22 protein-coding genes are annotated in these 25,111 nt (G+C 49.8%); 10 read left to right on the top strand and 12 right to left on the bottom strand.

Features of this window, described 5'->3' with window-relative positions:
* Positions 1 to 184 precede the first annotated feature (184 nt).
* Positions 185 to 1,283 (bottom strand): peptide chain release factor 2 gene (prfB, locus tag AC5SV9_RS15270; protein ID WP_331922515.1). Its coding sequence is split into 2 segments (ribosomal slippage): positions 185 to 1,207 and positions 1,209 to 1,283, totalling 1,098 coding nucleotides; the frame shifts between segments, so codons are not numbered across the junction.
* Between the two features lie 201 nt (positions 1,284 to 1,484).
* On the opposite strand from prfB, the gene AC5SV9_RS15265 reads away from it, so the two are divergent.
* Positions 1,485 to 2,402, top strand: coding sequence for a hypothetical protein (locus tag AC5SV9_RS15265; protein WP_475150893.1), 918 nt, complete (start codon positions 1,485 to 1,487; stop codon positions 2,400 to 2,402).
* 24 nt (positions 2,403 to 2,426) lie between these two features.
* On the top strand, positions 2,427 to 3,914 hold the full coding sequence (locus tag AC5SV9_RS15260; RefSeq protein WP_475150894.1) for a sensor histidine kinase: 1,488 nt from the start codon (positions 2,427 to 2,429) through the stop codon (positions 3,912 to 3,914).
* A 6-nt stretch (positions 3,915 to 3,920) separates the two neighbouring features.
* Here AC5SV9_RS15260 and recJ read toward each other — a convergent pair whose 3' ends face one another.
* Genes recJ through xerD form a run of 3 tightly spaced genes read right to left on the bottom strand, consistent with a single transcriptional unit; the run spans position 3,921 to position 7,314 of the window.
* Positions 3,921 to 5,654 (bottom strand): single-stranded-DNA-specific exonuclease RecJ, encoded by a 1,734-nt coding sequence (gene recJ, locus AC5SV9_RS15255; protein WP_475150897.1) that lies wholly within the window; start codon positions 5,652 to 5,654, stop codon positions 3,921 to 3,923.
* Positions 5,655 to 5,660: 6 nt separating this feature from the next.
* On the bottom strand, positions 5,661 to 6,377 hold the full coding sequence (dsbC, locus tag AC5SV9_RS15250; RefSeq protein ID WP_226767194.1) for a bifunctional protein-disulfide isomerase/oxidoreductase DsbC: 717 nt from the start codon (positions 6,375 to 6,377) through the stop codon (positions 5,661 to 5,663).
* Between the two features lie 19 nt (positions 6,378 to 6,396).
* Positions 6,397 to 7,314, bottom strand: a complete 918-nt coding sequence (gene xerD / locus AC5SV9_RS15245) for a site-specific tyrosine recombinase XerD (protein ID WP_475150900.1) — start codon at positions 7,312 to 7,314, stop codon at positions 6,397 to 6,399.
* A gap of 131 nt (positions 7,315 to 7,445) precedes the next feature.
* On the opposite strand from xerD, the gene fldB reads away from it, so the two are divergent.
* Entirely contained in the window at positions 7,446 to 7,964 is a 519-nt protein-coding gene (fldB, locus tag AC5SV9_RS15240) for a flavodoxin FldB (protein WP_475150902.1), read from the top strand.
* Between the two features lie 197 nt (positions 7,965 to 8,161).
* Positions 8,162 to 9,043 carry a PEP-CTERM sorting domain-containing protein gene (locus tag AC5SV9_RS15235; protein ID WP_475150904.1) on the top strand — a complete coding sequence of 294 codons (882 nt, stop codon included), beginning with the start codon at positions 8,162 to 8,164 and terminating at the stop codon, positions 9,041 to 9,043.
* A 45-nt stretch (positions 9,044 to 9,088) separates the two neighbouring features.
* Here AC5SV9_RS15235 and AC5SV9_RS15230 read toward each other — a convergent pair whose 3' ends face one another.
* Together AC5SV9_RS15230 and AC5SV9_RS15225 are read right to left on the bottom strand one after the other, a co-directional pair.
* Entirely contained in the window at positions 9,089 to 10,279 is a 1,191-nt protein-coding gene (locus tag AC5SV9_RS15230; protein ID WP_475150906.1) for a winged helix-turn-helix domain-containing protein, read from the bottom strand.
* Positions 10,280 to 10,292: 13 nt separating this feature from the next.
* Positions 10,293 to 11,012 (bottom strand): tRNA1(Val) (adenine(37)-N6)-methyltransferase, encoded by a 720-nt coding sequence (locus tag AC5SV9_RS15225; RefSeq protein ID WP_475150908.1) that lies wholly within the window; start codon positions 11,010 to 11,012, stop codon positions 10,293 to 10,295.
* A gap of 72 nt (positions 11,013 to 11,084) precedes the next feature.
* On the opposite strand from AC5SV9_RS15225, the gene srmB reads away from it, so the two are divergent.
* From srmB to AC5SV9_RS15210, 3 genes are all read left to right on the top strand, one after another.
* On the top strand, positions 11,085 to 12,308 hold the full coding sequence (gene srmB / locus AC5SV9_RS15220; protein WP_475150910.1) for an ATP-dependent RNA helicase SrmB: 1,224 nt from the start codon (positions 11,085 to 11,087) through the stop codon (positions 12,306 to 12,308).
* Between the two features lie 129 nt (positions 12,309 to 12,437).
* Complete coding sequence (locus AC5SV9_RS15215) at positions 12,438 to 13,493, top strand: S66 peptidase family protein (RefSeq protein WP_475150913.1); 1,056 nt, start codon at positions 12,438 to 12,440, stop codon at positions 13,491 to 13,493.
* 126 nt (positions 13,494 to 13,619) lie between these two features.
* Positions 13,620 to 15,254, top strand: coding sequence for an FMN-binding glutamate synthase family protein (locus AC5SV9_RS15210; RefSeq protein ID WP_475150915.1), 1,635 nt, complete (start codon positions 13,620 to 13,622; stop codon positions 15,252 to 15,254).
* Between the two features lie 4 nt (positions 15,255 to 15,258).
* On the opposite strand, the gene AC5SV9_RS15205 is transcribed toward AC5SV9_RS15210, so the two are convergent.
* The 3 genes from AC5SV9_RS15205 to AC5SV9_RS15195 all read right to left on the bottom strand — a co-directional run bounded on the left by AC5SV9_RS15205 (position 15,259) and on the right by AC5SV9_RS15195 (position 19,054).
* Positions 15,259 to 16,557: an inosine/guanosine kinase gene (locus AC5SV9_RS15205; RefSeq protein WP_475150917.1), complete on the bottom strand. Its 1,299-nt coding sequence runs from the start codon at positions 16,555 to 16,557 to the stop codon at positions 15,259 to 15,261.
* A gap of 76 nt (positions 16,558 to 16,633) precedes the next feature.
* The gene (gene yaaA, locus AC5SV9_RS15200) at positions 16,634 to 17,410 is read right to left on the bottom strand and encodes a peroxide stress protein YaaA (protein WP_475150919.1); all 777 of its coding nucleotides are present in this window, start codon (positions 17,408 to 17,410) and stop codon (positions 16,634 to 16,636) included.
* 27 nt (positions 17,411 to 17,437) lie between these two features.
* Complete coding sequence (locus AC5SV9_RS15195) at positions 17,438 to 19,054, bottom strand: response regulator (protein WP_475150921.1); 1,617 nt, start codon at positions 19,052 to 19,054, stop codon at positions 17,438 to 17,440.
* Positions 19,055 to 19,258: 204 nt separating this feature from the next.
* Between AC5SV9_RS15195 and tal the strand changes: the two genes are divergently transcribed.
* From tal to AC5SV9_RS15180, 3 genes are all read left to right on the top strand, one after another.
* A complete protein-coding gene (tal, locus tag AC5SV9_RS15190; protein ID WP_475150923.1) occupies positions 19,259 to 20,209 on the top strand; it encodes a transaldolase in 951 nt (316 codons plus the stop codon).
* A 26-nt stretch (positions 20,210 to 20,235) separates the two neighbouring features.
* Positions 20,236 to 21,855, top strand: a complete 1,620-nt coding sequence (gene pgi, locus AC5SV9_RS15185; protein ID WP_475150926.1) for a glucose-6-phosphate isomerase — start codon at positions 20,236 to 20,238, stop codon at positions 21,853 to 21,855.
* A 113-nt stretch (positions 21,856 to 21,968) separates the two neighbouring features.
* On the top strand, positions 21,969 to 22,142 hold the full coding sequence (locus AC5SV9_RS15180) for a DUF3545 family protein (protein ID WP_134051760.1): 174 nt from the start codon (positions 21,969 to 21,971) through the stop codon (positions 22,140 to 22,142).
* Between the two features lie 47 nt (positions 22,143 to 22,189).
* Here AC5SV9_RS15180 and ung read toward each other — a convergent pair whose 3' ends face one another.
* From ung to thrB, 3 genes are read right to left on the bottom strand one after another with little or no spacing between them, the layout of a single operon-like run.
* Complete coding sequence (ung, locus tag AC5SV9_RS15175) at positions 22,190 to 22,846, bottom strand: uracil-DNA glycosylase (RefSeq protein ID WP_475150928.1); 657 nt, start codon at positions 22,844 to 22,846, stop codon at positions 22,190 to 22,192.
* On the bottom strand, positions 22,846 to 24,129 hold the full coding sequence (thrC, locus tag AC5SV9_RS15170) for a threonine synthase (protein ID WP_475150930.1): 1,284 nt from the start codon (positions 24,127 to 24,129) through the stop codon (positions 22,846 to 22,848). Before thrC ends, ung begins: the two co-directional genes overlap by 1 nt.
* A 9-nt stretch (positions 24,130 to 24,138) precedes the next feature.
* The gene (gene thrB / locus AC5SV9_RS15165) at positions 24,139 to 25,107 is read right to left on the bottom strand and encodes a homoserine kinase (protein WP_475150932.1); all 969 of its coding nucleotides are present in this window, start codon (positions 25,105 to 25,107) and stop codon (positions 24,139 to 24,141) included.
* Between the last annotated feature and the right edge of the window lie 4 nt (positions 25,108 to 25,111).

Genomic DNA, 25,111 nt, shown 5'->3' with positions numbered 1-25,111 from the left:
TAGCCACGCCAACACGCCGTGAATACTTCCCTGTAGGCTCGATTATAAACTTCATCCAAGAAGTTTATCCTCGCGGATCAGCAAAGCTGTTCAAATTCGCTCCCGGCGAATTTGTCCGGCATCCATGCCTTCAACGGTTAGCTTAGGCTAAACCGATTCACACTCAATAAGTTAGTATCAACAATTACAAACCGGCTTTTAAGCTGGCTTCGATAAATTTGTCCAGATCGCCGTCTAATACCGACTGGGTATTGCGGGTTTCGATACCGGTGCGTAAGTCTTTGATGCGCGAGTCATCCAGCACGTAAGAGCGGATCTGGCTGCCCCAGCCGATATCCGACTTGGTGTCTTCCAGTGCCTGCTTTTCTGCATTTTGCTTTTGCAGCTCAAACTCGTACAGTTTGGCGCGCAGTTGCTTATAGGCATTGTCACGGTTTTTATGCTGTGAACGGTCGTTCTGACACTGCACCACGATATTGGTTGGCAAGTGGGTAATACGCACCGCGGAATCAGTCCGGTTTACGTGCTGACCACCGGCACCCGAGGCGCGGTAGGTATCGATACGTAAATCGGCCGGGTTAATTTCAATTTCGATGTCGTCATCAATCTCTGGCGAGACAAACACCGAGGCGAAAGACGTATGACGGCGGTTACCGCTGTCGAACGGGCTTTTACGCACTAAACGGTGCACGCCGGTTTCGGTGCGCAGCCAGCCGTAGGCGTACTCTCCGCTGAATTTGATGGTACAGCCTTTAATACCGGCGACATCACCGTCGGTAACTTCATAGATCTCGGGTTTAAAGCCTTTATCTTCGCCCCAGCGCAGATACATACGCATCAGCATACTGGCCCAGTCTTGCGCTTCAGTACCGCCAGAACCGGCCTGAATGTCGAGGTAGCAGTCGTTTGCATCATGATTGCCGGAGAACATCCGGCGAAATTCCAGCAGGCTCAGCTGTTTGTCTAAGTCGGCCAGTTCGGCTTTGGCTTCTTCGAAAGTGTCTTCATCTTCGGCTTCAACCGCCAGCTCAACTAAGCCTTCGACGTCTTCCAGGCCTTGATCCAGCTTATCAATAGTGCCAACAACCTGCTCCAGTGCCGAGCGCTCTTTACCCAGTGCCTGGGCTTTATCCGGCGTGTTCCAAATCGCAGAATCTTCTAATTCGCGGGAAACTTCTTCTAAGCGTTCTTTCTTGCCATCGTAGTCAAAGATACCCCCGAAGCACGTTAGTGCGTTCAGTGAGATCTTTAATGCTGTTGTACACCGGATTGACTTCAAACATGCTGTTGTCTGTAACCTTGAAATGCCAGATAAAAAATAGGCGGCGATTGTAGCAAATTTATTGCCGTCGATGCAGCTGTCCTGAGGCAATATTTGCTTAATTACACATGAATTAAGCTAATTTGTTCTGCTATATGATGTACATTCTGCAGGCTTTTCTATAATTTGGCACTACTCTCTTCGTTTAAGCTTTGTTCAGGTTATGTTTAAACTAAGCGCAATGCTCCTGCTGGCGACCAAAGCTAATATTCTCGGCTACTGTGTTGCTGTGCTTATGGTGTCTGCAGCCTTTGCTGCTCCAGAGCAAGCAACAAGCCCGGAAAAAACTCCTGTTATATACGCCTGGTCAGAAGCTATGGCTGATGACCCCAGAGGCCACTACCCCATTGACCTGCTTAAGCTGGCACTGGCACGCTCTGGCGAAAATTACATTGCCCTGCCCAGTAAACATGAACTTGGCCAATACCGTACGCTGCGACATGTGCAGCTTGAGCGGGATTTAGACGTAGTCTGGACATTTACCACCACAACGCGCGAACAAGAGCTATTGGCAATACGGATCCCTATAGATCGCGGTTTACTTGGCTGGCGGTTATTGCTAATCAATAGCCAGGATCAGCAACAGTTTGACACCCTCAGCATCAATGAACTGAAACAGCTGCGAAGCGGCCAGGGACATGACTGGCCAGATCTTAACGTATTGCAGCAAAACGGCTTTAATGTTTTCCCAAGCTCCAGCTACAGCGGCTTGTTTTCAATGTTAAAACGACGGCGTATCAGTTATTTTCCGCGCTCAGCTACTGAGATCTGGCCCGAGGTAACACAGCATAACGAGGATGGAATTAGCGTTGATAGCCACTGGGCGCTGTACTACCCTGCGCCACTGTACTTCTTTGTCAGCCATGGTAAACCACAACTGGCAGTAGCTATCGAAAAAGGTTTACGGGCGGCTATGGCAGATGGCAGTATGAAACTCTTGTTTCTTAAACACTTTTCTGACTCAATTAATAAGTCAGCTTTGCACTCGCGTACTGTAATAACGCTGACTAACCCAGATTTGCCCAAGGCGACACCGCTGACAGAGCCAGAGCTATGGTTTAATCCACAGCTTGGCTACTGAGACAGCCTGTATTAAGGACAGTCGATGCCCATAACACAAGTTAGACGTAAGCTCAGTGTCTATTTCGTTGTTATCACGCTCAGTTTCACTGCACTGATGGCGGTGATGGTAACCGGCTTACAGATTTACCTGACTTACAAAAGCGAAATGACCGCTTTGCGGGACCGGTTTGACCAGATAGAAAAAAGTTACATTCCAAGCCTGAAAGAGGCCATGTGGGCTGTCGATGAGCAGCGCATCAATGTGCTGCTGAATGGCTTAGCAGCCTTGCCAGGTGTCGGCGATATCACCTTGCTGGATGATATTGGTACCCGCTGGCAACGCAATAACACCTCTGAAAAGCAGGCAGCAGACAGCCGCAGCTTTTCGCTGCAGTATCATATTGGCAATGATCAGTATCTGCTTGGTGAGCTGCAGGTGACGCTGATGGATGATGCCATTTACCAGTCGCTAAAAACCAAAGCCGTCGCTATCAGTATCACCACCTGTTTATCATTACTGGTTGCCGCTCTTATTCTGTTGTATTTATTCCGCCATGCCATTAGCCGGCATCTGGAAAACATGGCGCGTTATGCGGCAACACTCGACAGTGACAACATGGACCAGCCGCTTAGCCTGAACCGCCCGGCGACCAGGCAACCTGACGAGCTGGATATGGTTGTCGAAGCGATAAACAAAATGCGGCAGAACATTCTGGATGATTTAAACAAACGCACTGAAATTGAGCTGGAGCTGATCCGACATCGGCAGGATCTTGAAAAGCTTGTATCGGAGCGGACAAAAGAACTGGAACAGAACAACCATACATTACAGCAGCAGTCTGCAGAACTGTCTGAGCAGAATGCCGAGTTAAATGCTTATGCTCATACAGTGGCACACGATTTAAAGCACCCCTTAACAGCATTGCTGGGACAAACGGCATTATTACAGGGTGCTGCCAGCGCATTGTCTGAACAACAACGCCGCAGTCTGCTGCAAAGCATTCATAGCAGTGCAGAGAAGATGAATACCATTATTAATGCCTTGCTAATGCTTGCCAGTGTCCGCCGCACTGATAATATCGCTACAGAATTACTTGATATCAAAGCAATAGCTACATCAGCCGCTGCCACCTTATCCAGCTTCGCCAGTGAACATAATGCCAATTTCCGCTTTACCGAATATTGGCCTAAGGCAATAGGTTTTTCGCCCTGGTTGGAGCAGGTATGGGTAAACTACATCTCTAACGCCATTAAATACGGCGGTGAGGCACCTACAGTAGTATTGGGGGCTAATGAGCTGTCAAATGGCCAGATCCGCTATTGGGTAAAAGACAGTGGCCCGGGCATAGCGCTGGAGAAACAAACTGCGCTGTTTGCACAGTTCAACCGTCTGGATACCAAAAAAGCTGACGGACACGGCCTGGGCTTATCCATTGTAGCCAGAATCGTGCAGCGCCTGGGCGGCGAAACCGGTTACGAGGCACCGCCAGACGGCGGCAGCCTGTTTTGGTTTAGCCTGCCTGCTGAATAACAGTCATTAGCATGCCAGCATATGCCGGACAATTAACTGCAAACTTTGCTTATCGCGAAATTCGTTAATATCCAACTGATACGCCAGCTGTACTTTTTGTACGTTAACATCAGGCCAGGCCTTGTTGTCGGCGTTAAACCAGATTGCATCCACCAATTTACCACTTGCCGTTTGCAGTACCATTTTCAGATGCTTATCGGACAGCATTTTTTGGCTGATTAGGCTGAACTCACCATCGAATACCGGCTCAGGAAACGCCTGCCCCCAGGGCCCGGCCTGTTGCAACAGCCTGGCAAAATCCAGCTCGAAGCAATCTGCCGGCAGTTCACCATCAGTATAAACAACGGCAGTCAGTTGCTCTGCTGTCAGATGCTTCTTGGCTGTTAACGACAACGCCAACTTAAAGGTATCAAGCCGCTCGGCACTGATGGTTAACCCGGCGGCCATCGCATGACCGCCAAACTTCTTAATTAAACCGGGATACTGTGTAGAAATTTCTTCAAGCAAATCGCGGATATGCAAGCCATTTATTGAACGGGCTGAGCCTTTCAGTTCGCCATCATCGCCTTGGGCGAATACTATCGTTGGCCGGTGAAACTGCTCTTTTATCCGTCCGGCTAAAATACCAATAACCCCCTGATGCCAGTCATGCCGATACAGGCACAGGCATTCGGGCAGCTCCTTGCCATCAAAAGATAACTGGCTTAAAAATGCCTGAGCTTCAGTTTGCATGCTTTGCTCAATCGCCCGGCGTTCGACATTTAAACTGTCCAGTTCAGCAGCGTATTGCCTTGCTAACCCAAGCTCTGGTGCCAGTAAACAGCTTATGCCCAGTGACATATCATCCAACCGGCCAGCGGCATTTAGCCTCGGCGCCAGCGCAAAACCAAAGTCACTGGCAGTGAGCTTTTGCGCATTGCGGTTTGCGACATCAATCAGTGCCTGAATACCGGGGCGGCATTTACCGCTACGAATTCGCATCAGCCCCTGGTGCACCAGAATACGGTTATTACTATCCAGTGGCACCACATCGGCCACCGTGCCAAGAGCAACCAAATCCAGCAGCTCGGCTAAGTTAGGCTCGCTTTGCTGTCCGGTAAAATAGTGCTGCTCACGTAATACCGCTCTAAGCGCCAACAGCAGATAAAACGCCACACCTACGCCTGCCAGCGCTTTACTGCCAAAGCTGCAACCTGGCTGATTAGGATTAACAATAGCATCGGCGTCAGGCAATTCATTGCCCGCCAGGTGGTGGTCGGTAATAAGTACTTTAACACCGGCTTTTTTTGCCAGCGCCACACCGTCAACAGCAGAAATACCGTTATCAACGGTAATAATCAGCTCAGCTCCCTGCGCGACAGCCAGCTCGGCCATTGGCGGCGTCAGGCCGTAGCCGTACTCGAAACGGTTTGGTACCAGATATTCGACATACTTAAAGCCCAGCGCTTTGAGGCCACTTAGCAGTACAGCGGTACTGGTGGCACCATCCGCATCAAAATCACCAACGATTACCAGATGTTGCTGCTCTGACAATGCCTGTACCAGAAGCTCTACCGCTGCGTCGATGCCTTTTAGGCTGTTAAAGGGCAATAACGCCGCGGCACCACGCTCAAGTTCGCGCATGTCGGTTATACCACGGCTGATGTATAAGCGCTGCAACACCGGATGTTGCACACCGGCTAAGCTTGGTAAAACGCCGGGTAAAGCCCGGCGCTGAATAAAACGGTTTACTGCAGACATAACAGGTTATGCATCTGTTTTCAGTTGTTCCAGTAACGCTTTTACCGGCTGATACCCGGGAATTAACCGGCCACTGGGCAGAATAATGGCAGGTGTACCGCTGATACCAAAAGACTGGCCCAATTCATATTGTGCCTTTACCGGGTTTTGGCACATCGCAGGTGTAATGTCTTTTCCATTTTTTGCAGCGGTAAGTGCAGACTGGCTGTCTTTGCTACACCAGATATGCTGCATCTGCAGATAGGTATCAGAGCCCAGGCCATTGCGCGGAAAGGCCAGATAGCGCACGGTGATACCTGCATCATTATATTGCTGCATTTCCTTGTGTAACTTACGGCAATAACCACACGTCGGGTCCGTAAACACGTTAATCACGTACTTTTCGTTTTTTGCTTTGTATTCAATAGTGTCGTTTTCACTAGCTGCCAGCTGCTTCTGAATATAAGGCCGCATTTGTTCGTCGTTTACCAACACCTTATTTTTCAGATCGTAAATATTACCTTCGATAAAGTATTGGCCATCTTTTGAGGTAAAGAACAGCCCTCTGTTGGTAAATACCTGCAATAACCCATCCAGCGGCGCATCAGCCACGGCTTTGACTGTCAGATTCAACTGGCTGAACTGCTCACGTACCTGCTCATATTCGGCCTCCGGCGCTTTTAGCTGCGCTTGCGCTGAGGCGATAAATCCAATACTGCATAAGGCTAAAACAAACTTCTTCATATACTTTCCTGCTAAGCGCCTAAGGGCGCGGATGATGTTGCTGGTGCAAGCTTTGCAAACGTGCCTGCGCGACATGGGTATAAATTTGAGTCGTCGACAAATCGCTGTGGCCTAACAACATTTGTACAACGCGCAAATCGGCACCATGGTTCAGTAAATGGGTCGCAAAAGCATGACGCAGCGTGTGAGGCGACAGCTCAGCCTGAATGTGCGCTACTTTGGCATAAAATTTAATACGGTGCCAGAAGGTTTGCCGCGTCATTTGCTGCGCCCGGCTACTGGGAAACACGACATCCAGCAACTGGCCACCCAGCAGCAACACCCTGCCCTGCTGCAGATAAAGCCGCAACCAGTGCGCAGCTTCTTCGCCCATCGGCACCAGCCGCTCTTTTTGCCCTTTCCCCGTTACCCTTACCAGACCGTGCTGCAGGTTAATTTGTTGCATCGACAACCCAACTAATTCCGATACGCGTAAACCACTGGCGTACAGCAGTTCAAGCATCGCTTTATCCCGAAACTGAATAGGGTCGTTCACATCGGGGGCACTGAGCAAGGCATTAACATCCTGCTCAGACAGCGTTTTTGGCAAGCTGCGGCCAATTTTGGGGTTTAATAACTGACTTAACGGGTTCTGCGCTATTTTGCCACTTTGATGCACATAAGCATAAAACCGCCGCAGGCTGCTAAGCGCTCTGGACGTACTGCGGGGGCTAAATGCCTTGTCGATGCGTTGTGCCAGATAACGGTTTAGTAGTTGGGCATCGGCATCCAGTAAGCCCTTTCTTTGCTGCACCAGAAAAGTAGCAAACTTTCTTAAGTCAGTACCGTAAGCGCTAAGCGTGTGTTCGCTGACACCTTTGTCCAGCCAAAGCTGGTCGAGAAACTCAGTAATCAGCACACCGTCAGCAGCCTGCAGTTGGGCTGTGTTTTCTGCCATAGCTATCCGCCTGTAAAACCTGAGCTATGGTAGCCTAAGCATGGCCTGAGGCAAAGCCGGGATTTTGTAACACCAGCTAATCTGCTACACTGCGCGCACTTTTACCGCCCAAATGTTGTAATGAGAACGGCATGAAAATTGGCTTATTTTATGGCTCAACCACCTGCTACACCGAAATGGTGGCCGAGAAAATTCAGGCGCTGATTGGCGCTGATACCGTTGAGCTGCACAATATCAAACATACGCCGCTTAGCCGGATGGCTGACTACGATATTCTGATCCTTGGCCTGTCTACCTGGGATTTTGGCGAGATACAGGAAGACTGGGAAGCACACTGGGATGAGATCAGCAACGTAAACCTTGGCGGCAAAATAGTCGCCATCTACGGTATGGGCGATCAACTTGGCTATGCCGAATGGTTTATCGACGCCGTGGGTATGCTGCACGAAGCCATAGCACCACAACAACCGGTAAGAATTGGTTTCTGGCCAACCGCAGGTTACGATTTTATTGCTTCTAAAGCGCTGACAGCAGATGGTGAATTATTTTACGGTTTAGCACTGGACGATGAAAACCAGTATGACCAGACTGACGAGCGGCTAAATGACTGGGTTAGTCAGGTACTACAGGAAATTGCTCAGCACTTATAAAACAGATAGATATGTCAGTTCTGTTTACAATTAAACCCGCCAATTCCCGCTGTACATTTGTAAACAGATGAAATGTTAACAGATTTTATTTCAGGCACAGATATTGCTGTAGAATTAGCGTTATTAAGTGTATCGCTATTAGTTGTTAAAGCGCCGTCTGTCTCAACAGCGCGCTCCTCAAGGATAGGGAGTTGTGTATGAATAAATTAGTATTGACCAGCCTTACTATGGCTGCAGTTGTAGGCAGTTTTAATGCACAGGCAACGCTGACCAGCATCCGTAACTGTGAAGTTACCCCTGCTGCTATTCAGATAACCAGTATTCAGAAACAGAGTGCAGGTAGTACGCCCATTTTGCTTCCGGCTGGGACTGCTGTGCCAAGCGACTGCCTTGGAGTATATAACGACAAGACTGTTTATCCGGCTGGAGTTTACGACTTTGGCCCAGGCCTTAACTCAAACCTGGGTTGGAAAGATACCAGCTTTTTAAACGATACTTCGTTGTTCGGCCCTTATGGCGCTTTTGTTGATCAATCTGATCTGCAGGATCTAAAAGACAAAGACGTGTTTGTTGACCCGGGCTGGATTTTTGTCGGTAAACTTGATTTAGACACCGGCGCATACGAGTCAGGTACCGTGAAGCGGGATGGTTTTGACAGTTACACCTTTGAAGAAGGTATTATTGATATTAGCGGTGGCACCTCTGGCACCTGGACTTATACACCACCTAAATATAATCCTCAGACACTGATGAATATCCTGGGTGCCAATAAGTTCTTTGATCAGGCCGCAGTAATTTTTAAAGGCGGTAATGATTACGCGATTTATAATTTCTCGCTGAAAGATTTGTTGCTGGATCCTGTCGTGGGTACAGACGACGAGAACTATATGTTTAGCGGTACCTGGGATATGTCTAAGGTTCTTAAGACACCAAATGGTAAAAACCCAGCCGGGTTGTCTCATGTGTCATTGTGGTTACGTGATCCAAGCTTTGTCACTCAGGTGCAAGTACCCGAGCCTGCTACTGTCGCCATTCTGGGTTTAGGTTTGTTGGGGCTGCGTTTACGCCGTAAACACTAAGCTCTAACCCAATGCAAAAAACCATCGCAGCAAGCGGTGGTTTTTTTATGCCTGAAGATACTGTAAGCGCCTGTAGTTCTGCTTTAGCAGCTTGTCATGGCATGACACTAACTTCCAGCGTACACAGTCATTAAAGCGGGTGTAAGCCGCCACCGCATGCTCAAAAGCCTCAATAAAGCTACTACTCACCATACCGTGGCTATCGTAAGCGCCATCGTCCAGTGTCAGTTGCTGCAACAATAGGGTTTTGCTGGCCCGGTCAGCTTTTACATCTACCCGGCCAACCATTCGCGTCTGCCACAAAATCGCCAGGCTGTAATAGCCAAAACGGCGCTTCTGCGCAGGCACATACACCTCTATCTGGTAGTCAAAATTAAACCACTGTTTTAACCTGTCGCGCTGGATAAGCACATTATCAAAGGGATTAAGTAACCAGACGGTATTACCGGTTTCAATCGCGGCAGAATCAACGTCTGGTAAAAAATAATGCGTTTTACCCTGATAGCTAAACTGCGCTAATTCGCCCTGCTCCAGCATATGAGTAAGCTCAGTTTGCAGCGCAGCTTTAATGTTTTTACGCAGGTAACCGATCTGGCCTACGGTGCCAAACCCGTGAGCCTGCAGATAACGCTGAATAAGATAACGACAAAACTCCGCCTCGTCCGGCAGCCTTGTATCTACCGTAGCGGGTAAGACACGTTCGGTCAGGTCATACACTTTCTGAAAATTGTCACGCCGCAGTGCCATTACCTCACCGTGCATAAATAACTGCTCCAGCGCTTTTTTCGCCGGCTTCCAGTCCCACCAGCTACCGCGGCTTTTCACATCATCATTAAAATCGCTTGCCGTCAGCGGCCCTTCTTCGCGCAGTCTGGCCAGCACCTGCGCCATCATCTGCTGATCCGGTTCATGCCAGTGCCGTTCACCCTGTTTCAGCTGGTGTTTACGGTATAAACTGAACCGATAATCAGCCATCGGCAGATAAGCTGCGGCATGCGCCCAGTATTCAAATACCTGACCACTGGCAACAGCGTTGTCGAGCATCTGGGGCTGATAGTGTGGCAAACGGCTGTGCAGCACATGATGATGAGCACGCTGTACCACATTAATAGAATCAATCTGCACGTAGCCCAGTTGCTGTACCGCCGCTTCAAGGGACGCTGGCGGCTGCAACAGCCCTTGCTGCCGCAGTAAAATATGTATCCATTCCTGTGCCGAAAAGGGGCTGCTTTGCATAAGGTTGGCCTGTTTAATCTGGGAACTTCAGATAAAAAGCGCTGAGTAACTGCTGGTACTGCAATGAGTAAGCACCGCTTTCATCATGGATATACAGCTGTGTCTGCTGCAGTTTACCTGCGCTGCCACTGCGGCCAAAGCATAACAAACTACGGTGTGCTTTGGCCGGTTTAGTGAAAACGGTACAGCTGTGTTGTAACTGCCAGCCACCAGACAGCGCCAGGCGGATAAAGTCTTCAGCGCTGCTAACGGGTAGCACTATGGCTAATGTGCCTTCTTCACACAGCAAGCCGGCTGCAACATTGAGCAAACGGGTAAAGGGTAAGCTATCTGTATGCCTGGCCTGATGCCTTCTGGCATCCTGCGCGGCTACGGCACGCTGAAAAAACGGCGGATTAGACACAATTAAGCGGTAACGTTTATCAGTGTGATAGGTTAGAATATCGCCCTTTATCAGCCGGATTGCTTCCGGCCACGGGCTGTCAGCGACATTTAAAGCAGCTTGCTCCGCTGCAGCGGCATCAAGTTCAATGGCGTCAATCGGGTTGGCGCCTGCAGTGCGCTGCGCCAGCATCAGGCTAATAAGGCCTGAGCCGGCACCGATATCGAGAATAGCACTGCCAGTTGGTGGTAGCGGTGCAAAAGCGCCAAGTAATAAACCGTCTGTGCCGACTTTCATCGCGCACCGATCATGGGCTACATAAAATTTTTTACATTGAAAACCGGCTGACATCAGTACCTCCGCCGCCAGTTTACGGCGAAGCGGGCAAACTGTCACCGGGCAGGCAATAATGCTGAGGACTACATGACAACATTCGCAGAATTTCAACTGGATGACGACATTAACCGCGCCATTAGCGAACGCGGCTTTGAGCAGCCAACGCTGATCCAGGAAATGGCGATCCCACTGGCGTTGGATGGTAAAGATATTCTGGCCAGTGCACCAACCGGCACCGGCAAGACGCTGGCCTACGTATTACCTGCAATCCAGTATTTACTCGACTTCGGCCGCAAAGACCCGGGGTTTGCCCGTGTACTGGTGATGACCCCTACCCGCGAACTGGCATATCAGGTGTATGACGAATTCAAACACTTCACTAAGCACACGACGTTAAACGTAGGTGTGATTACCGGGGGGATTAATTACGGCAGCCATAAAGATACGCTGGAAAAAAATAACGACATACTGGTCGCGACACCAGGGCGCCTGACCGAATATCTGGATGAAGAAAGCTTTCAGGCCGACGAAGTAGAAGTACTGATACTGGATGAAGCCGATCGTATGCTGGATATGGGCTTTATTGGTGAAATGAACCGTATAGTGCTGGAAGCCCGCCGCCGCCGGCAGACGTTTTTATTCTCTGCCACGCTGGAAGGTAATAACCTGGAGCGTTTTGCCGAGCGGGCATTAAAAGAGCCCGAGCGGCTGGAAGCCATACCGTCACGCAAAGAAAAAGCCAAAATTCTGCAGTGGGTGCACCTGGCAGACGATGCGCAGCATAAACTGGCATTGCTTATTCACTTACTAAAACAGCCAGACGTGACTAAAGCTATTGTATTTGTCAAAACCCGCGAGCGGCTGGCCAGTTTAACCGGCCAGCTTGAAACCGCCGGTCTGCGCTGTGGTTGGTTGCAGGGCGAAATGCCGCAGGACAAACGGATGCAGGCAGTAGAACGCTTCAGTAGTGGCCGGGTAAATATTCTGCTGGCAACCGATGTTGCTGCACGTGGGCTGGATATTGATGATATCAGCCACGTGATTAACTTTGATATGCCCCGTACTGCAGATGTGTATGTACACCGCATTGGCCGCACCGGCCGGGCCGGAAAAAAAGGCATAGCCATTTCGCTGGTAGAAGCACACGACATGGCGATTCTGGCGAAAATAGAACGCTACAGCGAACAAAAACTGAAACGCCGTGTTGTTGACAGTCTGCGCCCTAACAACAAAGAAGCCAAAGTACCGGTGAAAAAGAAGAAGCCGGGCAAAGTCGCCGCTAAAAAAGTGGTAAAAAAGACCAAAAAATAACCTGCCTTTGATTGCCGCTGCCCGTAAAACCGGCGGCGGTTGTCGCATTTTTACGCTACCGTCTTGGAATTTTTTAGTAAAGCTGCTATTGGTATGCTGAATAAATTATTACAAACGTGGAGCCGTCAGATGGATAAAAGACAATTTATAAAAAACTGCGCGCTGGCAGCCAGCCTGATCCCCTTGGCAAGTTGTGCCAACGTCATAGCAGCACCTGCTGCCAACAAGGGCAAGCGGGTGTTACCGGTAGCGCTGAACCCTGGCGATACGGTCGCACTGGTCAGCCCGTCAAAAGCCACTGACAACAAAATAGATTTGCAAATTGCCACCGAAGTCATGCAGGCGCTGGGGCTAAAAGTAAAAACCGGCCAGCACCTGGCATCACGCCGTGGCCATCTTGCCGGCACTGACCTTGAGCGCGCCAGTGATATTAATGCCATGTTTGCTGACAAAGACGTCAAAGCCATCATCTGCTTACGCGGCGGCTCAGGTGCTGCCCGGGTGCTACCGTTGCTGGATTACAACCTGATCCGCAACAACCCGAAAATTCTGCTTGGATACTCCGACATAACCGCTTTACATAACGCTATTCATGCCCAGACCGGTCTGGTCACTTTTCATGGCCCGAACGGCACCGGCAGTTGGAATAGTTTTAATGCCGATCAGTTCCGCCGGGTATTTTTTGACCGCGAGTTAATGCACTACCAAAACGTGATGGATGCTAAAGACGAGCTGGCGCCCAGACAAAACCGCACCATCACCATCATCGGTGGTAAGGTGCAGGGCGAATTGATTGGCGGTAACCTTACCGTGCTGACCGCCCTTGCCGGCTCTCCTTACCTGCCCGATTTCAGCGGCAAAATTCTGTTTGTCGAAGATGTAGAAGAAGCCCCTTATCGCATAGACCGTATGTTAAGTACTTTAAAACTGATGGGCGCGCTGGACAAAATTGCCGGTTTTATTTTTGGTGAATGCACCGACTGCCGTCCAAGCGGGGGTTATGGCTGGCTGACGATGGACCAGATTTTTGATGATCATATCAAGCCGCTGAATATACCCGCTTACCGCGGTGCTATGATTGGCCATATAAAGCAGCAGTTTATTGTACCGGTTGGCGGCCGGGTTGAGCTGGATGCGGATGCGGGTAGCTTCCGCTTGCTAGACAGTGTATTTCAATCTGCTTAAAACCCGCTAACCTGCCGTGCAAACGGCAGGTTAGCTTTTTTACCATCGCTTTATCGTTTCTGCAAACTGCACTTTGCACTATGCTGTGCTAGGGTGTGTTACAACTGCCACCAATGAATCAATGCTATGCGTCGTTTATTTATTATTTTGTCTGTCGCAACACTACTGCTTGTTACCTTGCTGAGCCTGCGCTGGCCCTGGGTCTGGTGGACACTGGTTATCATTGTGCCTCTGATCCTGCGCGGCATCTATGATATGTTGCAAACACGCCACAGTTTATTGCGTAACTACCCGCTGATTGCACATGCCCGCTGGCTGATGGAGTTTATCCGGCCCTATGTGCGTCAGTACCTGTTTGAATCAGAAACTGATGGTACCCCGATAAACCGGATGTTCCGCTCAGTCATTTATCAGCGCTCTAAAGGTAGCCTGGATACTAATCCTTATGGCACCAAGCTGGATACACAACGCGTTGGTTATGAATGGATAGGCCACTCTATTGCTGCCCGTCATCATGCACCACACGATCCGGTGACCAAAATCAGCATTGGTGGCCCGCACTGCAGCCAGCCTTATCAGGCCAGCATCTTTAATATTTCAGCGATGAGCTTTGGCGCACTTAGCAATAACGCTATTTTGGCTCTGAATAAAGGCGCAGCGCTCGGTGGTTTTTATCATAATACCGGAGAAGGCAGCGTCAGCGATTATCACCTGAAATATGGTGGCGATCTGGTGTGGCAAATTGGTACCGGCTATTTTGGCTGTCGCGACAAGCACGGCAACTTTGATGCAGCGTCTTTTGAGCTAGTGGCAACTAAACCGTCTATCAAAATGATCGAAATTAAATTGTCCCAAGGCGCCAAACCCGGCCATGGCGGCATTTTGCCTGCAGACAAAAACACCGCCGAAATTGCCCGTATCAGGCTGGTGCAGCCCGGTACCCGGGTAGACTCACCACCGGCGCACAGCGCTTTTGGTACACCGCTGGAAATGATGCAGTTTATTCAGCAACTGCGGCAGTTATCGGGCGGCAAACCTGTCGGCATAAAGTTAGCAATTGGCCGCGCCAGCGAGTTTGTGGCGATCTGTAAAGCCATGATAGAAACCGGCCTGGCACCTGATTTTATCACTGTCGATGGCGGTGAAGGCGGCACCGGTGCCGCACCACTGGAGTTTTCCAACTCTGTGGGCATGCCGCTGCGTGAAGCATTGGCGTTTGTCTGTGATGTGCTGACTGGATTTGGCCTGAAGCAGCAAGTTAAAGTTATCGCCAGCGGTAAAGTGTTCACCGGCTTTCATCTGGTGAAAAACCTGGCGCTGGGCGCCGACATCTGTAACAGCGCGCGCGGCATGATGATGGCGCTGGGCTGTGTGCAGTCGCTGGTATGTAATACAAATCACTGCCCGACCGGTGTCGCGACACAAAACCCGGCACTAACCCGGGGCTTAGTGGTACCGGATAAAGCCAGCAGGGTTGCCCGCTTTCATCAGGAAACCGTACGTGCCTGTATGGAGATTATCGCCAGTGCCGGCCTTAAACACACGTCGGAGTTAAACCGCTCGCATATTTTTCGTCGTATCAGTGAAACAGAGGTGCGCCGCTTCGACGAAATTTATACTGATCTGGAACCGGGCTGTTTGTTAAATGGTAAAAGCCCTGTGAAATTTGCTCAGGCATTGCATGAAGCCAGTGCAGACAGCTTTGCCCCTAAACGTTACATTGCTGAAACGGAACAGGGGCTAAAAACGCTGCAGTCATAAAAACTCAGCGCTCCCAGTACGCTTCTTCCAGGCTGTCCTCGCGCTCTGGCAAGCCTTTGGATAACCGGGGCGCGTTCTGCACCAGAATTTCGTAGCTGACCCGGTTAGCGTATTTACAAATCTGGGCGAATGAGGAATACGCCAGATAAGGCTGCTCATGCTTGCCAGATAACGGCTGAACCTGTTTATGAAAGTGGTTAGCGGCCATATCGTGCAATATTGCCGACAGCGCCCCATCGCCGGCGCCATTAGTGTTTTTAATCCGCTCGGGGCCGCCGAGGTAGGGGTCGATATGCGAATATACCTTCAGCGGCTGTTCGCAGTTCGCGCGTAGCATGGGGCGGCTAAATTCATACTGGTTAAAATCGGCCAAGCTGGCAGACTTTATCGGATTACTGCTTTCGCGTTTGACGCTGTCATCCGTGTGGCCGCATAAATACAAACCTTCCGGCCCGGCGGTGATCAATACCATGTCAGTATGATCCAGGATGGCCTCGGCCGCTTTTAGCGGATCGGCAAAACCGGTTAAAGCTTCGGCTTCCAGCTCATTCATCGCCAGCACGTTGACATAATTTTTGATTGTGCTGAGGATCTGCTCACGGTTCTCTTCTACCAGATGTCGCGTACCCAGACTCATGACTACCGGGACATTGTGCTGTTTGGCATCCTGCAACGCTTTTAGCATCGCGGGCTGAATAGGCTTACCCTGTGCCCGCAGCGGATAGGCACTGACAACAAAAGCAGCCGCCCCAGCAATAATGTCGGTTGGGATATATTCCTGGCTCAGCTCATCCATATCACTGGGGTCAATAACAAAGGTGCGCTCGCCATCGGGGGTGATCATGGTAATACCCCGGCCAATATCACCGGACACACCTTGCAGATGGTTCATATCCACTTTAGAACTGGTGTGGCAAACATAGTGGTACGCTGGCGAGCCAAGCGCGATATTGGCTGACATCACACCAAGTAATACTGATTTATCGTCAGCCAGCACCGAGTAGTTGTGAATGGTGTTACCAATAGTGCCGCCGGCAAAATGATCAGAAATGGCCTGCTGTGCGACCAGCTCCTGATAGATCAAATTAGCTTTGCCGTGTTCGACCAGGTTAGATAAGCCTTTACGGATGTCATATTTAACCAGAAATTCGTCACTGACATTAGCCACGACATCAACAATAGTTTGATCCAGGCCGACAATATAGGTGTCCAGCTCTGGCCGCACTTCAAAGCTGGGTAACTGCGGTTTTGGCTGAGATACCGGAAAATAATGTTTAATTTTACGCAGGCCGGGAAATTTCATTTGTTACAACACCACTGGCACGCCGTTACCGGCAAAGAGCGGCATTGTAACAAAAAAGCCAGCGCTGGCGCAGTGCTTATTCAGTGTTGTGGCGCAAAAATACCGGTTCATCGGCAGATGATTGTTCCGCACTATATTGATACCCAGCTAAATCAAAGCCTTTTAATTGTTCGGCTGTGGTAAGACGCTGCTCAATGATATAGCGCGCCATCAGGCCGCGGGCTTTTTTCGCAAAAAAACTGATAATTTTATACTGACCGTTTTTAAAGTCTTTAAACACCGGCGATATCAGCCGGCCTTGCAGCAGCTTAGGTTTGACTGCCTTGAAATACTCCTGTGACGCCAGATTGATGACAACATCGGTTTGTAGTGCGCTAAGCTGCCGGTTTAGTTGCTCAGTAATACTGCTCTGCCAGAAAGCATATAAATCTTTGCCATGTGGGTTCGCCAGCTTGGTGCCCATTTCCAGCCGGTAAGGTTGCATCAAATCAAGTGGGCGCAATACGCCATACAAGCCACTTAAAATGCGCAAGTGTTGCTGGGCATAAGCAATATCATCGTCAGTTAAGCTGACCGCATCCAGCCCCTGATACACATCGCCATTAAAAGCGAATAATGCAGCTTTAGCGTTTTGTTCGGTAAAAGGCAGCTGCCACTGTGCAAAACGCGCTGCGTTTAAGCCTGCCAGCTTATCACTGATGTGCATTAGCGAAGATAAGTCAGCCGGGGTTAAACCTTTGCAAATATCAGCCAGTTGCTGACTCTGCGCCAGCATAGCAGGTTGAGTAACGTTTACCGGCTTTGCCAAAGGCTGAAAATCGAGATCTTTAGCGGGCGATACTAACAACAACATAAAAAACGTCCGTTCTGGTATGAAAAATTAATCGAGATACAACTCAGGTAATTGCGGCAGTAACTGCGCCAGCCGCTGCTGGTTAGCTGCCGACTTGGTGCTGAACTCCAGCGCTGCCATAGCTGATTTCGCCAGAGGTTTTAATGCTTTGTCAGCTGGCAGTTGCGTAAGGGTTTGTAGCAGATTCAGCACCAGCGCAGCATTACAGGGCATAAATACAAAAGCCTGGCGCAGCAATGTTAACGCCTGCTCAGGATTTCCCGCTTGTGCCTGCTCCATGCCAGCCTGATTCCACTGTCTGATTTGGCCCCGCAGTTGCTGTTCTTGCTGCAACAGATATTGCGCGGTTAAACGCTGGCACTCTCCGGTTAAATCGGCTTTAGCCGGAATAAAATCTTTTAACATTGCAAGAAATGCGTCAGCCTGCTTCATCTCGCCAAGTGCAAATGCCAGTCTGGCGTTATCAACAATCGATTCGGGATCTACCGGAGTATAATCAGCAACCAATTGCATAAATTGTTGCCGTCCCTGTGCGATATTACCCTGTAGCAAACTTAGCCTGGCACGCAAAACCGTCAGTTCAGCTTCAGTAGTGTCATTAACGAGTTTTTGCGGCATCAAAGCCAGTGTATCAACCGCTTTTTTTAACCTGGCAGCAAACTCTGGCCTTGCGGCCCTTTGGGCCTGCTCTGACTGCAATCGGGTCAGAATGAAATAATAATCAGCCTGGTCAAAGGCTGAAAACCGGTATTGCTGGATCTGCTTTTGCCAATACTTGGCGCTTTCTTCCTGCTGGCCTTGCAGCAGCATTATGCAACCATTCGCTTTATGTGCCTGTACACTGACATTGTTTAACTTCATCAGCTCAGCTAACTGCTTTGCTGCCAGCTCAGTTTTGCCCTGGCGCAAATACAAACAACACAGCCATTCCAGCGCTTCAGGCCGGGTATCATCCTGCTCAATTAATGACATCAGGCGGGATTCAGCAGCCGGGTATTCCTGCAGTTGCAGTAGTGCCACGGCCTGCCCCAGCAGTGCCCAGCTGAAATCACGCTGCTGCGTAACCTGCTCATACAGTTTAAGTGCAGCGCTATAGCTGTGATCAGCCATTAACACTTCGGCCATCAGGCGTAAGGCCGGTAATGATGAGGAATTAACAGCGTTAATGACCGGGTCAAGCTCTAACTGCGCTGTTTTATAATCCTGCTGCTGCACAGCCTGATACGCCTTGCGCAGTTTTACCCGGTTGTTCCAGGCTTTAGCCAGACGCTTTTCCAGCTCAACATATGAAAAGGGTTTGAGAATAAACGCATCAGGCGCGCCTTGCAGTAAACCAAGAACAGGCATACGTCTTGGCTCTGCACTCATCAGAATAAAACAACACCCTACGCGTAAAACCGCTTGCTGACTCAGATCAGCAAAAAACTGTAATGCATCTTTGCCACTACCAAGGTCAAAGTCAGCCAGAATAAAATCAAAGCTGTCTTTACTCGCCATTGGCATAGCCTGCGCGGCATCTGCAACCGTGGTAATATTGTCGAAACCAATTTGCTGCAGCATACCCTTAATAGAAGCTCGCACTGGCTCACAGTCTTCGATTAGCAGAAGTTTTTTGCTTTTATAAAAGCTGGCTTGAAAGATCATCGAGATCCTGTGCTAATTTACATTAATGACATAACGCCGGACATGTCCGGCACAACAAGCGTTATAGTAACTTACTTTATGTATACAAGGCTATCAGGGTTATAGTTCTGTTAAGCCCTGCAAGCTGTTGTAATATTCCTACATTAATTGCTTATTAAACAGTGAATCACTAGAATGTGATCAAAAATACGGTAATAAAACAATATGAGCGACTTACTTAGCCAACTGAAAGCCGTGACCACAGTCGTTGTGGACAGCGGAGACCTGACCGCCATCGAGCAGTTCCGCCCGGTAGATGCAACCACTAACCCCAGTTTGCTGTTAAATGCCAGCCAATTGGAGTTTGCCAAACCGATTTTGAGCAATGCTATCGCTTACGCGAAAAGCAAGACCAGTGACAACGCAGCGCAGCTGAGCCTAGCTTCTGACAAATTTGCTGTCGACATTGGTACCGCCATCGCCAAACTGGTACCTGGGCGTGTATCAACAGAGGTCGATGCCCGCTTATCATTTGATACAGAAGCCACAGTTAACAAAGCGTTGCAGCTTATCGCCTTATATAAAGAAAACGGCGTTGGCACCGATCGTATCCTAATCAAAATAGCTTCTACCTGGGAAGGTATTCAGGCCGCCCGCGTGCTGGAGCAGCAAGGCATTCAATGTAACCTGACGTTATTATTCCATATGGCGCAAGCCAGAGCCTGTGCCGAAGCCGGTGCGTACCTGATTTCACCTTTTGTCGGCCGCATTCTCGATTGGTATAAAGCCAACACAGGCAAAGACTACACTGCCGAAACTGACCCAGGTGTATTGTCAGTGCGTGACATCTACCAGTTTTACAAACAGCATGGTTATAAAACCGTGGTTATGGGTGCCAGCTTCCGTAACACCGGTGAAGTACTGGCATTGGCAGGTTGCGATCGCTTAACGATCAGTCCGGCATTATTGGCCGAGCTAAGTCAGCAGCAGGGTGAACTAACGGTACATTTACGTGACGATGGTGCGACAACAACAGCGCCGGCAGCACTTACCGAAAGCGAATTCCGCTGGGCCTTGAACGAAGATGCTATGGCAACCGAAAAGCTATCAGAAGGGATCCGCAAATTTGCAATCGATCAGCGTAAGCTGGAGCAGGTTATTCAACAAGCACTTTAACTTACAACATTACAGGGGATTAGAGTATGTCCGTTTCGCCATGGTCTGGATTTAAAGCACTGGCTGCACAACAAGGCTCGTTACGTCAGGCCTTTGCTGACGATCCGATGCGGGCAGAGCGCTACGCAGCTCAAGCCTGTGGCATCAGGCTCGACTACTCAAAAAACCTGATCAATCATCACAGCTGGCAGGCACTGCAGCAGCTGGCAGAACAAAGCCAGATAAAATCTGTGCTTAGTGCCATGCTAAGCGGCGACAAAATTAATAACACCGAGCAGCGCAGTGTCTGGCATATGATGTTGCGAAAAACAGACGTCTCCGGGCTGATGCTGGATGGCGAAAATATTGGTGATGCAATTAATGAATGCCGCAGCAGAATGACAGCGCTGGTCAGCCAGCTGCATAACGGAGAGTATCGCGGCTATACCGGCAAAGCCATTACCGACCTGATATGGGTAGGCATAGGCGGCTCACTGCTGGGGCCGCAGATGGCAGTTGAAGCATTAACACCTTATCACTGCAGTCCGGTTCGTTTGCATTTTGCCGGCAATATCGATGGCGCTGTGGTATCAGACATTATCAAAACGCTGGACCCTGCCACTACCTTAGTTTTCGTGGCGTCCAAATCTTTTGGCACTGAGGAAACCAAGCAAAATGCACTGGCGATCCGGCAGTGGTTTAAAGATCAGGGTGCTGATAGCGCGGCGATCGCGCGGCATTTCTGGGCCACATCATCAAACATCAGTGCCGCCGCTGACTTCGGTATTGTTGAACAAAATATTTTGCCGATGTGGGACTGGGTGGGAGGCCGTTACTCATTATGGTCTGCTATTGGTTTTCCGGTCGCGCTGATGATAGGCAATACGCACTTTGCAGAGCTGTTAAAAGGTGCTGAAGCCATGGATACCCATTTTACTGACACGCCTTTTAGCGATAATCTGCCAGTAATTCTGGCTCTGCTCGGTATATGGTATATCAACGGTTTTGGTTGTCAGGCGCAGGCACTGTTGCCCTACAGTCATTATTTGCGCTTACTGCCCTCTTATGTACAGCAGCTGGATATGGAATCCAACGGTAAAAGTGTTGATGTTCAGGGCCAGGCATTAACGGATGCCACTGCACCGGTGATTTGGGGTGATGCCGGCACAAATGGCCAGCATGCCTACCATCAGTTATTACATCAAAGCGCGCTGGCCGTACCAGCTGACTTTATTCTGCCGGTTAAACCCGCCCACAAGCTAACAGACCAACACCAGCGGTTAGCCGCACACTGCTTTGCCCAGACTCAGGCATTGATGCAAGGCAAAACCCTTGATGAGGCCACGGCCGAATGCAAGACTGCTGGCATGAGCGATGCTGAAGCAGCTGCATTGGCACCACATAAAGTTTCTCCGGGCAATAAACCCAGCAATACCCTGCTGTTACCGGAACTTTCGCCGTATTATCTCGGCGCCTTAATTGCTCTATACGAGCACAAAGTATTCTGCCAGGGCGTGCTGTGGAATATTAACTCTTTTGACCAATGGGGCGTAGAGTTGGGTAAGCAGTTATCCGGGCCGATATATCAGGCATTGTCAGGCGGTTCAGCTGAGAAACTCGATAGCTCTACGCAGGCACTGATTAAGGTATTTTCACAACAAAAATAATTCAGTAAAAGCAGTTTTGTCATCGTATGGTCACTTAGTTGTTTTATTTTCAGGCAAAGTGTGGTAAATCATTTGTTGAAAATAACAACAACAACTATCAGAGAGGCCAAACTATGGAAAGCTTCGAAGACTTACTGAATATGTTGGAACGTCCTGCCGCTAAACCCCGTGCGGTAAAACGTAAATGGCGCGAAATAGAACAGTTGAAAGAGCGGCAGCGCTTGAAAAAAGAGCTCAGCGACATCGACTGGACTATTGAACCGGAACTGGCCGATATCGAATTATAGAACAACGCCCGCTGTGATAAGCGGGCGTTGTCGTTTTCGGCTATAGCTTAAAGTTGCCAGTTAATCGGGGCTTTGCCCTGCTTAACCAGCAGCTCATTGGCCTGTTTAAAGTGGCCACAGCCCAGAAAACCGCGATGTGCAGACAGCGGTGACGGATGCGGTGCTTCCAGCACATAGTGTCGTTGCCTATCAATAAAGCGGCCTTTTTTCTGCGCATGCGAGCCCCATAACAAAAACACTATCCCCTGACAGTGCGCGCTGATCTGCGCTATCACTTTGTCTGTGAATTGCTCCCAGCCTAAATGCCGGTGTGAATTTGCCTGGGTCGCCACGACCGTTAATACGGTATTGAGCAGTAACACGCCCTGCTTTGCCCAATCCTCCAGACAGCCATGGGCTGGGATCACAAACTCGGGATACTCCAGCGCCAGCTCTTTATACATATTCTGCAGTGATGGCGGTACGCGCACGCCACGGCGAACAGAAAATGCCAGACCATGGGCCTGATTCGGCCCATGGTAAGGATCCTGCCCCAGCAGCACCACTTTCAGGTTATCCAGTTCTGTCAGCTTAAAGGCGTTGAATACATCGTTTTGTGGCGGATAAATAACCTGGCCGGCTTGCCTGGCCTGCTCAATCTGGTTTAGCGTATCAACAAAATAAGGCTGACGCTTTTCCTCACCCAGTAACTGTTGCCACGACATCAGCGAGGCTCCAGCTTCAGCAACTCTTGCTGCAATACAGCAAAATCCGCTGGAATATCAATGCTCAATCCCTGCTCAGCAGCGCAGCGGGCCAAAGCTTCTGGCAGGGCTAAAGGTGTACCCAGGATATTTTCTACCTGCTCTTTAAATTTGGCAGGGTGTGCAGTACCGAGAAAAATACCATATTCACCATCCTGCAAGCTGCGCTTTAGCGCTTTATAAGCAACGGCCGCGTGTGGCTCACTCAGATAACCCAGCTGTGACAGCAATCGCACACCAAGCACCGTATCGTCTTCATCAACCATTAACGTTTCGATATCACTGCGCGCAATCATTCCTTGCGCCAGCAACGCCTCTACCCTTGGCCAGTTATTCGGTGCTGCAACATCCATCGCATTGGACAAGGTTGCCACTGTCGGTTTAGGTTGCCATTGCCCCGAGCGCCAGTAGCGCGGAACAGTATCATTCGCATTGGTCGCCGCGACCATACGTTTGATTGGCAGACCAAGTGCTTTGGCAATTAACCCGGCTGTAAGATTACCGAAATTACCGCTTGGCACTGCAATAACCACCTGACTGCGTTTTTCGGCTGGTACCTGGGCAAAAGCTTCAAAGTAATAACAAATTTGTGCAAATAACCGGCTGATATTAATAGAGTTAGCAGAGTTAATGCTGAGCTTCTCCACTAAGGCTTTATGGTCAAATACCTGCTTAACCAGCGCCTGACACTGATCAAAGTCTCCTGCCACCGCCAGCGTAGTAATATTTTCGCCAAGCGTAGTAAACAGTTTCTCCTGCAACGGGCTGATTTTACCTTTTGGAAATAAAATCACTACCTGTACCCCTGGCTGCTTATAAAAAGCATGGGCAACAGCAGCGCCGGTATCACCTGAGGTTGCAGTCACGATCGTTGTTTTTCTGCCTCCTTGCGCTTTGGCCAAGGCCTGCGCCATAAAGCGACCGCCAAAATCTTTAAACGCCAGGGTTGGGCCGTGAAACAGTTCAAGGCAACTGATATCATCGGTAACCGGCGCCAGCGGCGCAGCAAAGGTAAAAGCCTTTGCTACCATCTCTGTTACTTCGCCTGCGCTTAATTCGTCACCTATCAAAGCCGTCAAAATAGCGGCACTGCGCTCAACCATTGGCATCGCCAATAGGGTTTCAATGTCCAGCTTCGGCCAGCTGGTCGGGAAAAACAGACCTTGCTGCTGCCCCAGTCCCTGGCGTACTGCCTGTAAAAAACTGACCTGTTCGGCAGGTACTTTAATATTGCTTAACTGCATGTCTTCATCCTACAGCGCTCTGGCGCCGCCTTGTGACAAGCGACAAATTTGCGTTGTCGCATCCTGATTCTTTTCATAATGCCGCGATAAATAATCAGCAGCAAGCTGTGCCTGTTCATCATTACTACATAAAGCAAACAGTGTCGGCCCGGCGCCGGAGATCCCAAGGTGCAAAATCCCCTTTTCGGCAAGGGCGGCTCTTAATCCGGGTAGTTCAGGCAATAGTGGCGTGCGTGCGGGTTCTGCGACCAAATCCTGCAGTGCCGCCACAGCGTCGGCTTCATCTTTTACGTACAAAGCACTGACGAAGCGGCTTAGCATACCAGCAAAGGCAATACTCTGACCCAGGCTTAGTTGCTGTGGTAGTACGGCACGGGCAGCCTTGGTTGATAACACTGTCCCCGGATAACTTAGCACAACACGCCACTGTTTAAACCATGGCAGACTGCGGCAGATTTGCGGGCTTTGCGGCAACATCAGCTGTAAACCGCCGAAATAAGAAGGTGCCACGTTGTCATAATGCACACTGCCACTAACGCCACCTTCAGCTTCTGCCATCAGTTGCAACAACTCGGCCTCAGATAAGGGGTTGCCAAAATAATCATTAAAGGCGTAGCACGCCACAACGATGGAACAGGCACTGGAGCCTAAACCACTGCCTACCGGCAGGTTTTTGTGTAGCCGCAACGCCAGCTTGGGCAAGGTACGGCCAACTTTGCGTTCAAAGGCATCAAAACAGCTCAGCACCAGGTTGTCGTTCGGCTCAGCGGGTAACTGATGTACATAGCGCCCCACTATCATCAGGTGCATATCAGCTTGCTCTGCCACAATATCCAGTACGTCGCCAAACAGCTCGCCACTAACGGGTTCAAATGCTGCCCCGAGCAAATCAAAACCAACGGAGAAGTTGCCGGTAGAAGCCGGCGCGTAATAACGTTTCAGATAAGCGCCCGGCGCTAGTTCAGATGTAATTTGCATAATG

This window comes from Rheinheimera sp. ATLC3 (assembly GCF_059429535.1).
This window is presented reverse-complemented; position numbering and strand designations above follow the sequence as displayed.

Bases quoted from the DNA above. Each gene is read 5' to 3' on its own strand.
- AC5SV9_RS15265 (WP_475150893.1), top strand. From the start codon at position 1,485: ATGTTTAAACTAAGCGCAATGCTCCTGCTGGCGACCAAAGCTAATATT.
- AC5SV9_RS15260 (WP_475150894.1), top strand. From the start codon at position 2,427: ATGCCCATAACACAAGTTAGACGTAAGCTCAGTGTCTATTTCGTTGTT.
- recJ (WP_475150897.1), bottom strand. From the start codon at position 5,654: ATGTCTGCAGTAAACCGTTTTATTCAGCGCCGGGCTTTACCCGGCGTT.
- dsbC (WP_226767194.1), bottom strand. From the start codon at position 6,377: ATGAAGAAGTTTGTTTTAGCCTTATGCAGTATTGGATTTATCGCCTCA.
- xerD (WP_475150900.1), bottom strand. From the start codon at position 7,314: ATGGCAGAAAACACAGCCCAACTGCAGGCTGCTGACGGTGTGCTGATT.
- fldB (WP_475150902.1), top strand. From the start codon at position 7,446: ATGAAAATTGGCTTATTTTATGGCTCAACCACCTGCTACACCGAAATG.
- AC5SV9_RS15235 (WP_475150904.1), top strand. From the start codon at position 8,162: ATGAATAAATTAGTATTGACCAGCCTTACTATGGCTGCAGTTGTAGGC.
- AC5SV9_RS15230 (WP_475150906.1), bottom strand. From the start codon at position 10,279: ATGCAAAGCAGCCCCTTTTCGGCACAGGAATGGATACATATTTTACTG.
- AC5SV9_RS15225 (WP_475150908.1), bottom strand. From the start codon at position 11,012: ATGTCAGCCGGTTTTCAATGTAAAAAATTTTATGTAGCCCATGATCGG.
- srmB (WP_475150910.1), top strand. From the start codon at position 11,085: ATGACAACATTCGCAGAATTTCAACTGGATGACGACATTAACCGCGCC.
- AC5SV9_RS15215 (WP_475150913.1), top strand. From the start codon at position 12,438: ATGGATAAAAGACAATTTATAAAAAACTGCGCGCTGGCAGCCAGCCTG.
- AC5SV9_RS15210 (WP_475150915.1), top strand. From the start codon at position 13,620: ATGCGTCGTTTATTTATTATTTTGTCTGTCGCAACACTACTGCTTGTT.
- AC5SV9_RS15205 (WP_475150917.1), bottom strand. From the start codon at position 16,557: ATGAAATTTCCCGGCCTGCGTAAAATTAAACATTATTTTCCGGTATCT.
- yaaA (WP_475150919.1), bottom strand. From the start codon at position 17,410: ATGTTGTTGTTAGTATCGCCCGCTAAAGATCTCGATTTTCAGCCTTTG.
- AC5SV9_RS15195 (WP_475150921.1), bottom strand. From the start codon at position 19,054: ATGATCTTTCAAGCCAGCTTTTATAAAAGCAAAAAACTTCTGCTAATC.
- tal (WP_475150923.1), top strand. From the start codon at position 19,259: ATGAGCGACTTACTTAGCCAACTGAAAGCCGTGACCACAGTCGTTGTG.
- pgi (WP_475150926.1), top strand. From the start codon at position 20,236: ATGTCCGTTTCGCCATGGTCTGGATTTAAAGCACTGGCTGCACAACAA.
- AC5SV9_RS15180 (WP_134051760.1), top strand. From the start codon at position 21,969: ATGGAAAGCTTCGAAGACTTACTGAATATGTTGGAACGTCCTGCCGCT.
- ung (WP_475150928.1), bottom strand. From the start codon at position 22,846: ATGTCGTGGCAACAGTTACTGGGTGAGGAAAAGCGTCAGCCTTATTTT.
- thrC (WP_475150930.1), bottom strand. From the start codon at position 24,129: ATGCAGTTAAGCAATATTAAAGTACCTGCCGAACAGGTCAGTTTTTTA.
- thrB (WP_475150932.1), bottom strand. From the start codon at position 25,107: ATGCAAATTACATCTGAACTAGCGCCGGGCGCTTATCTGAAACGTTAT.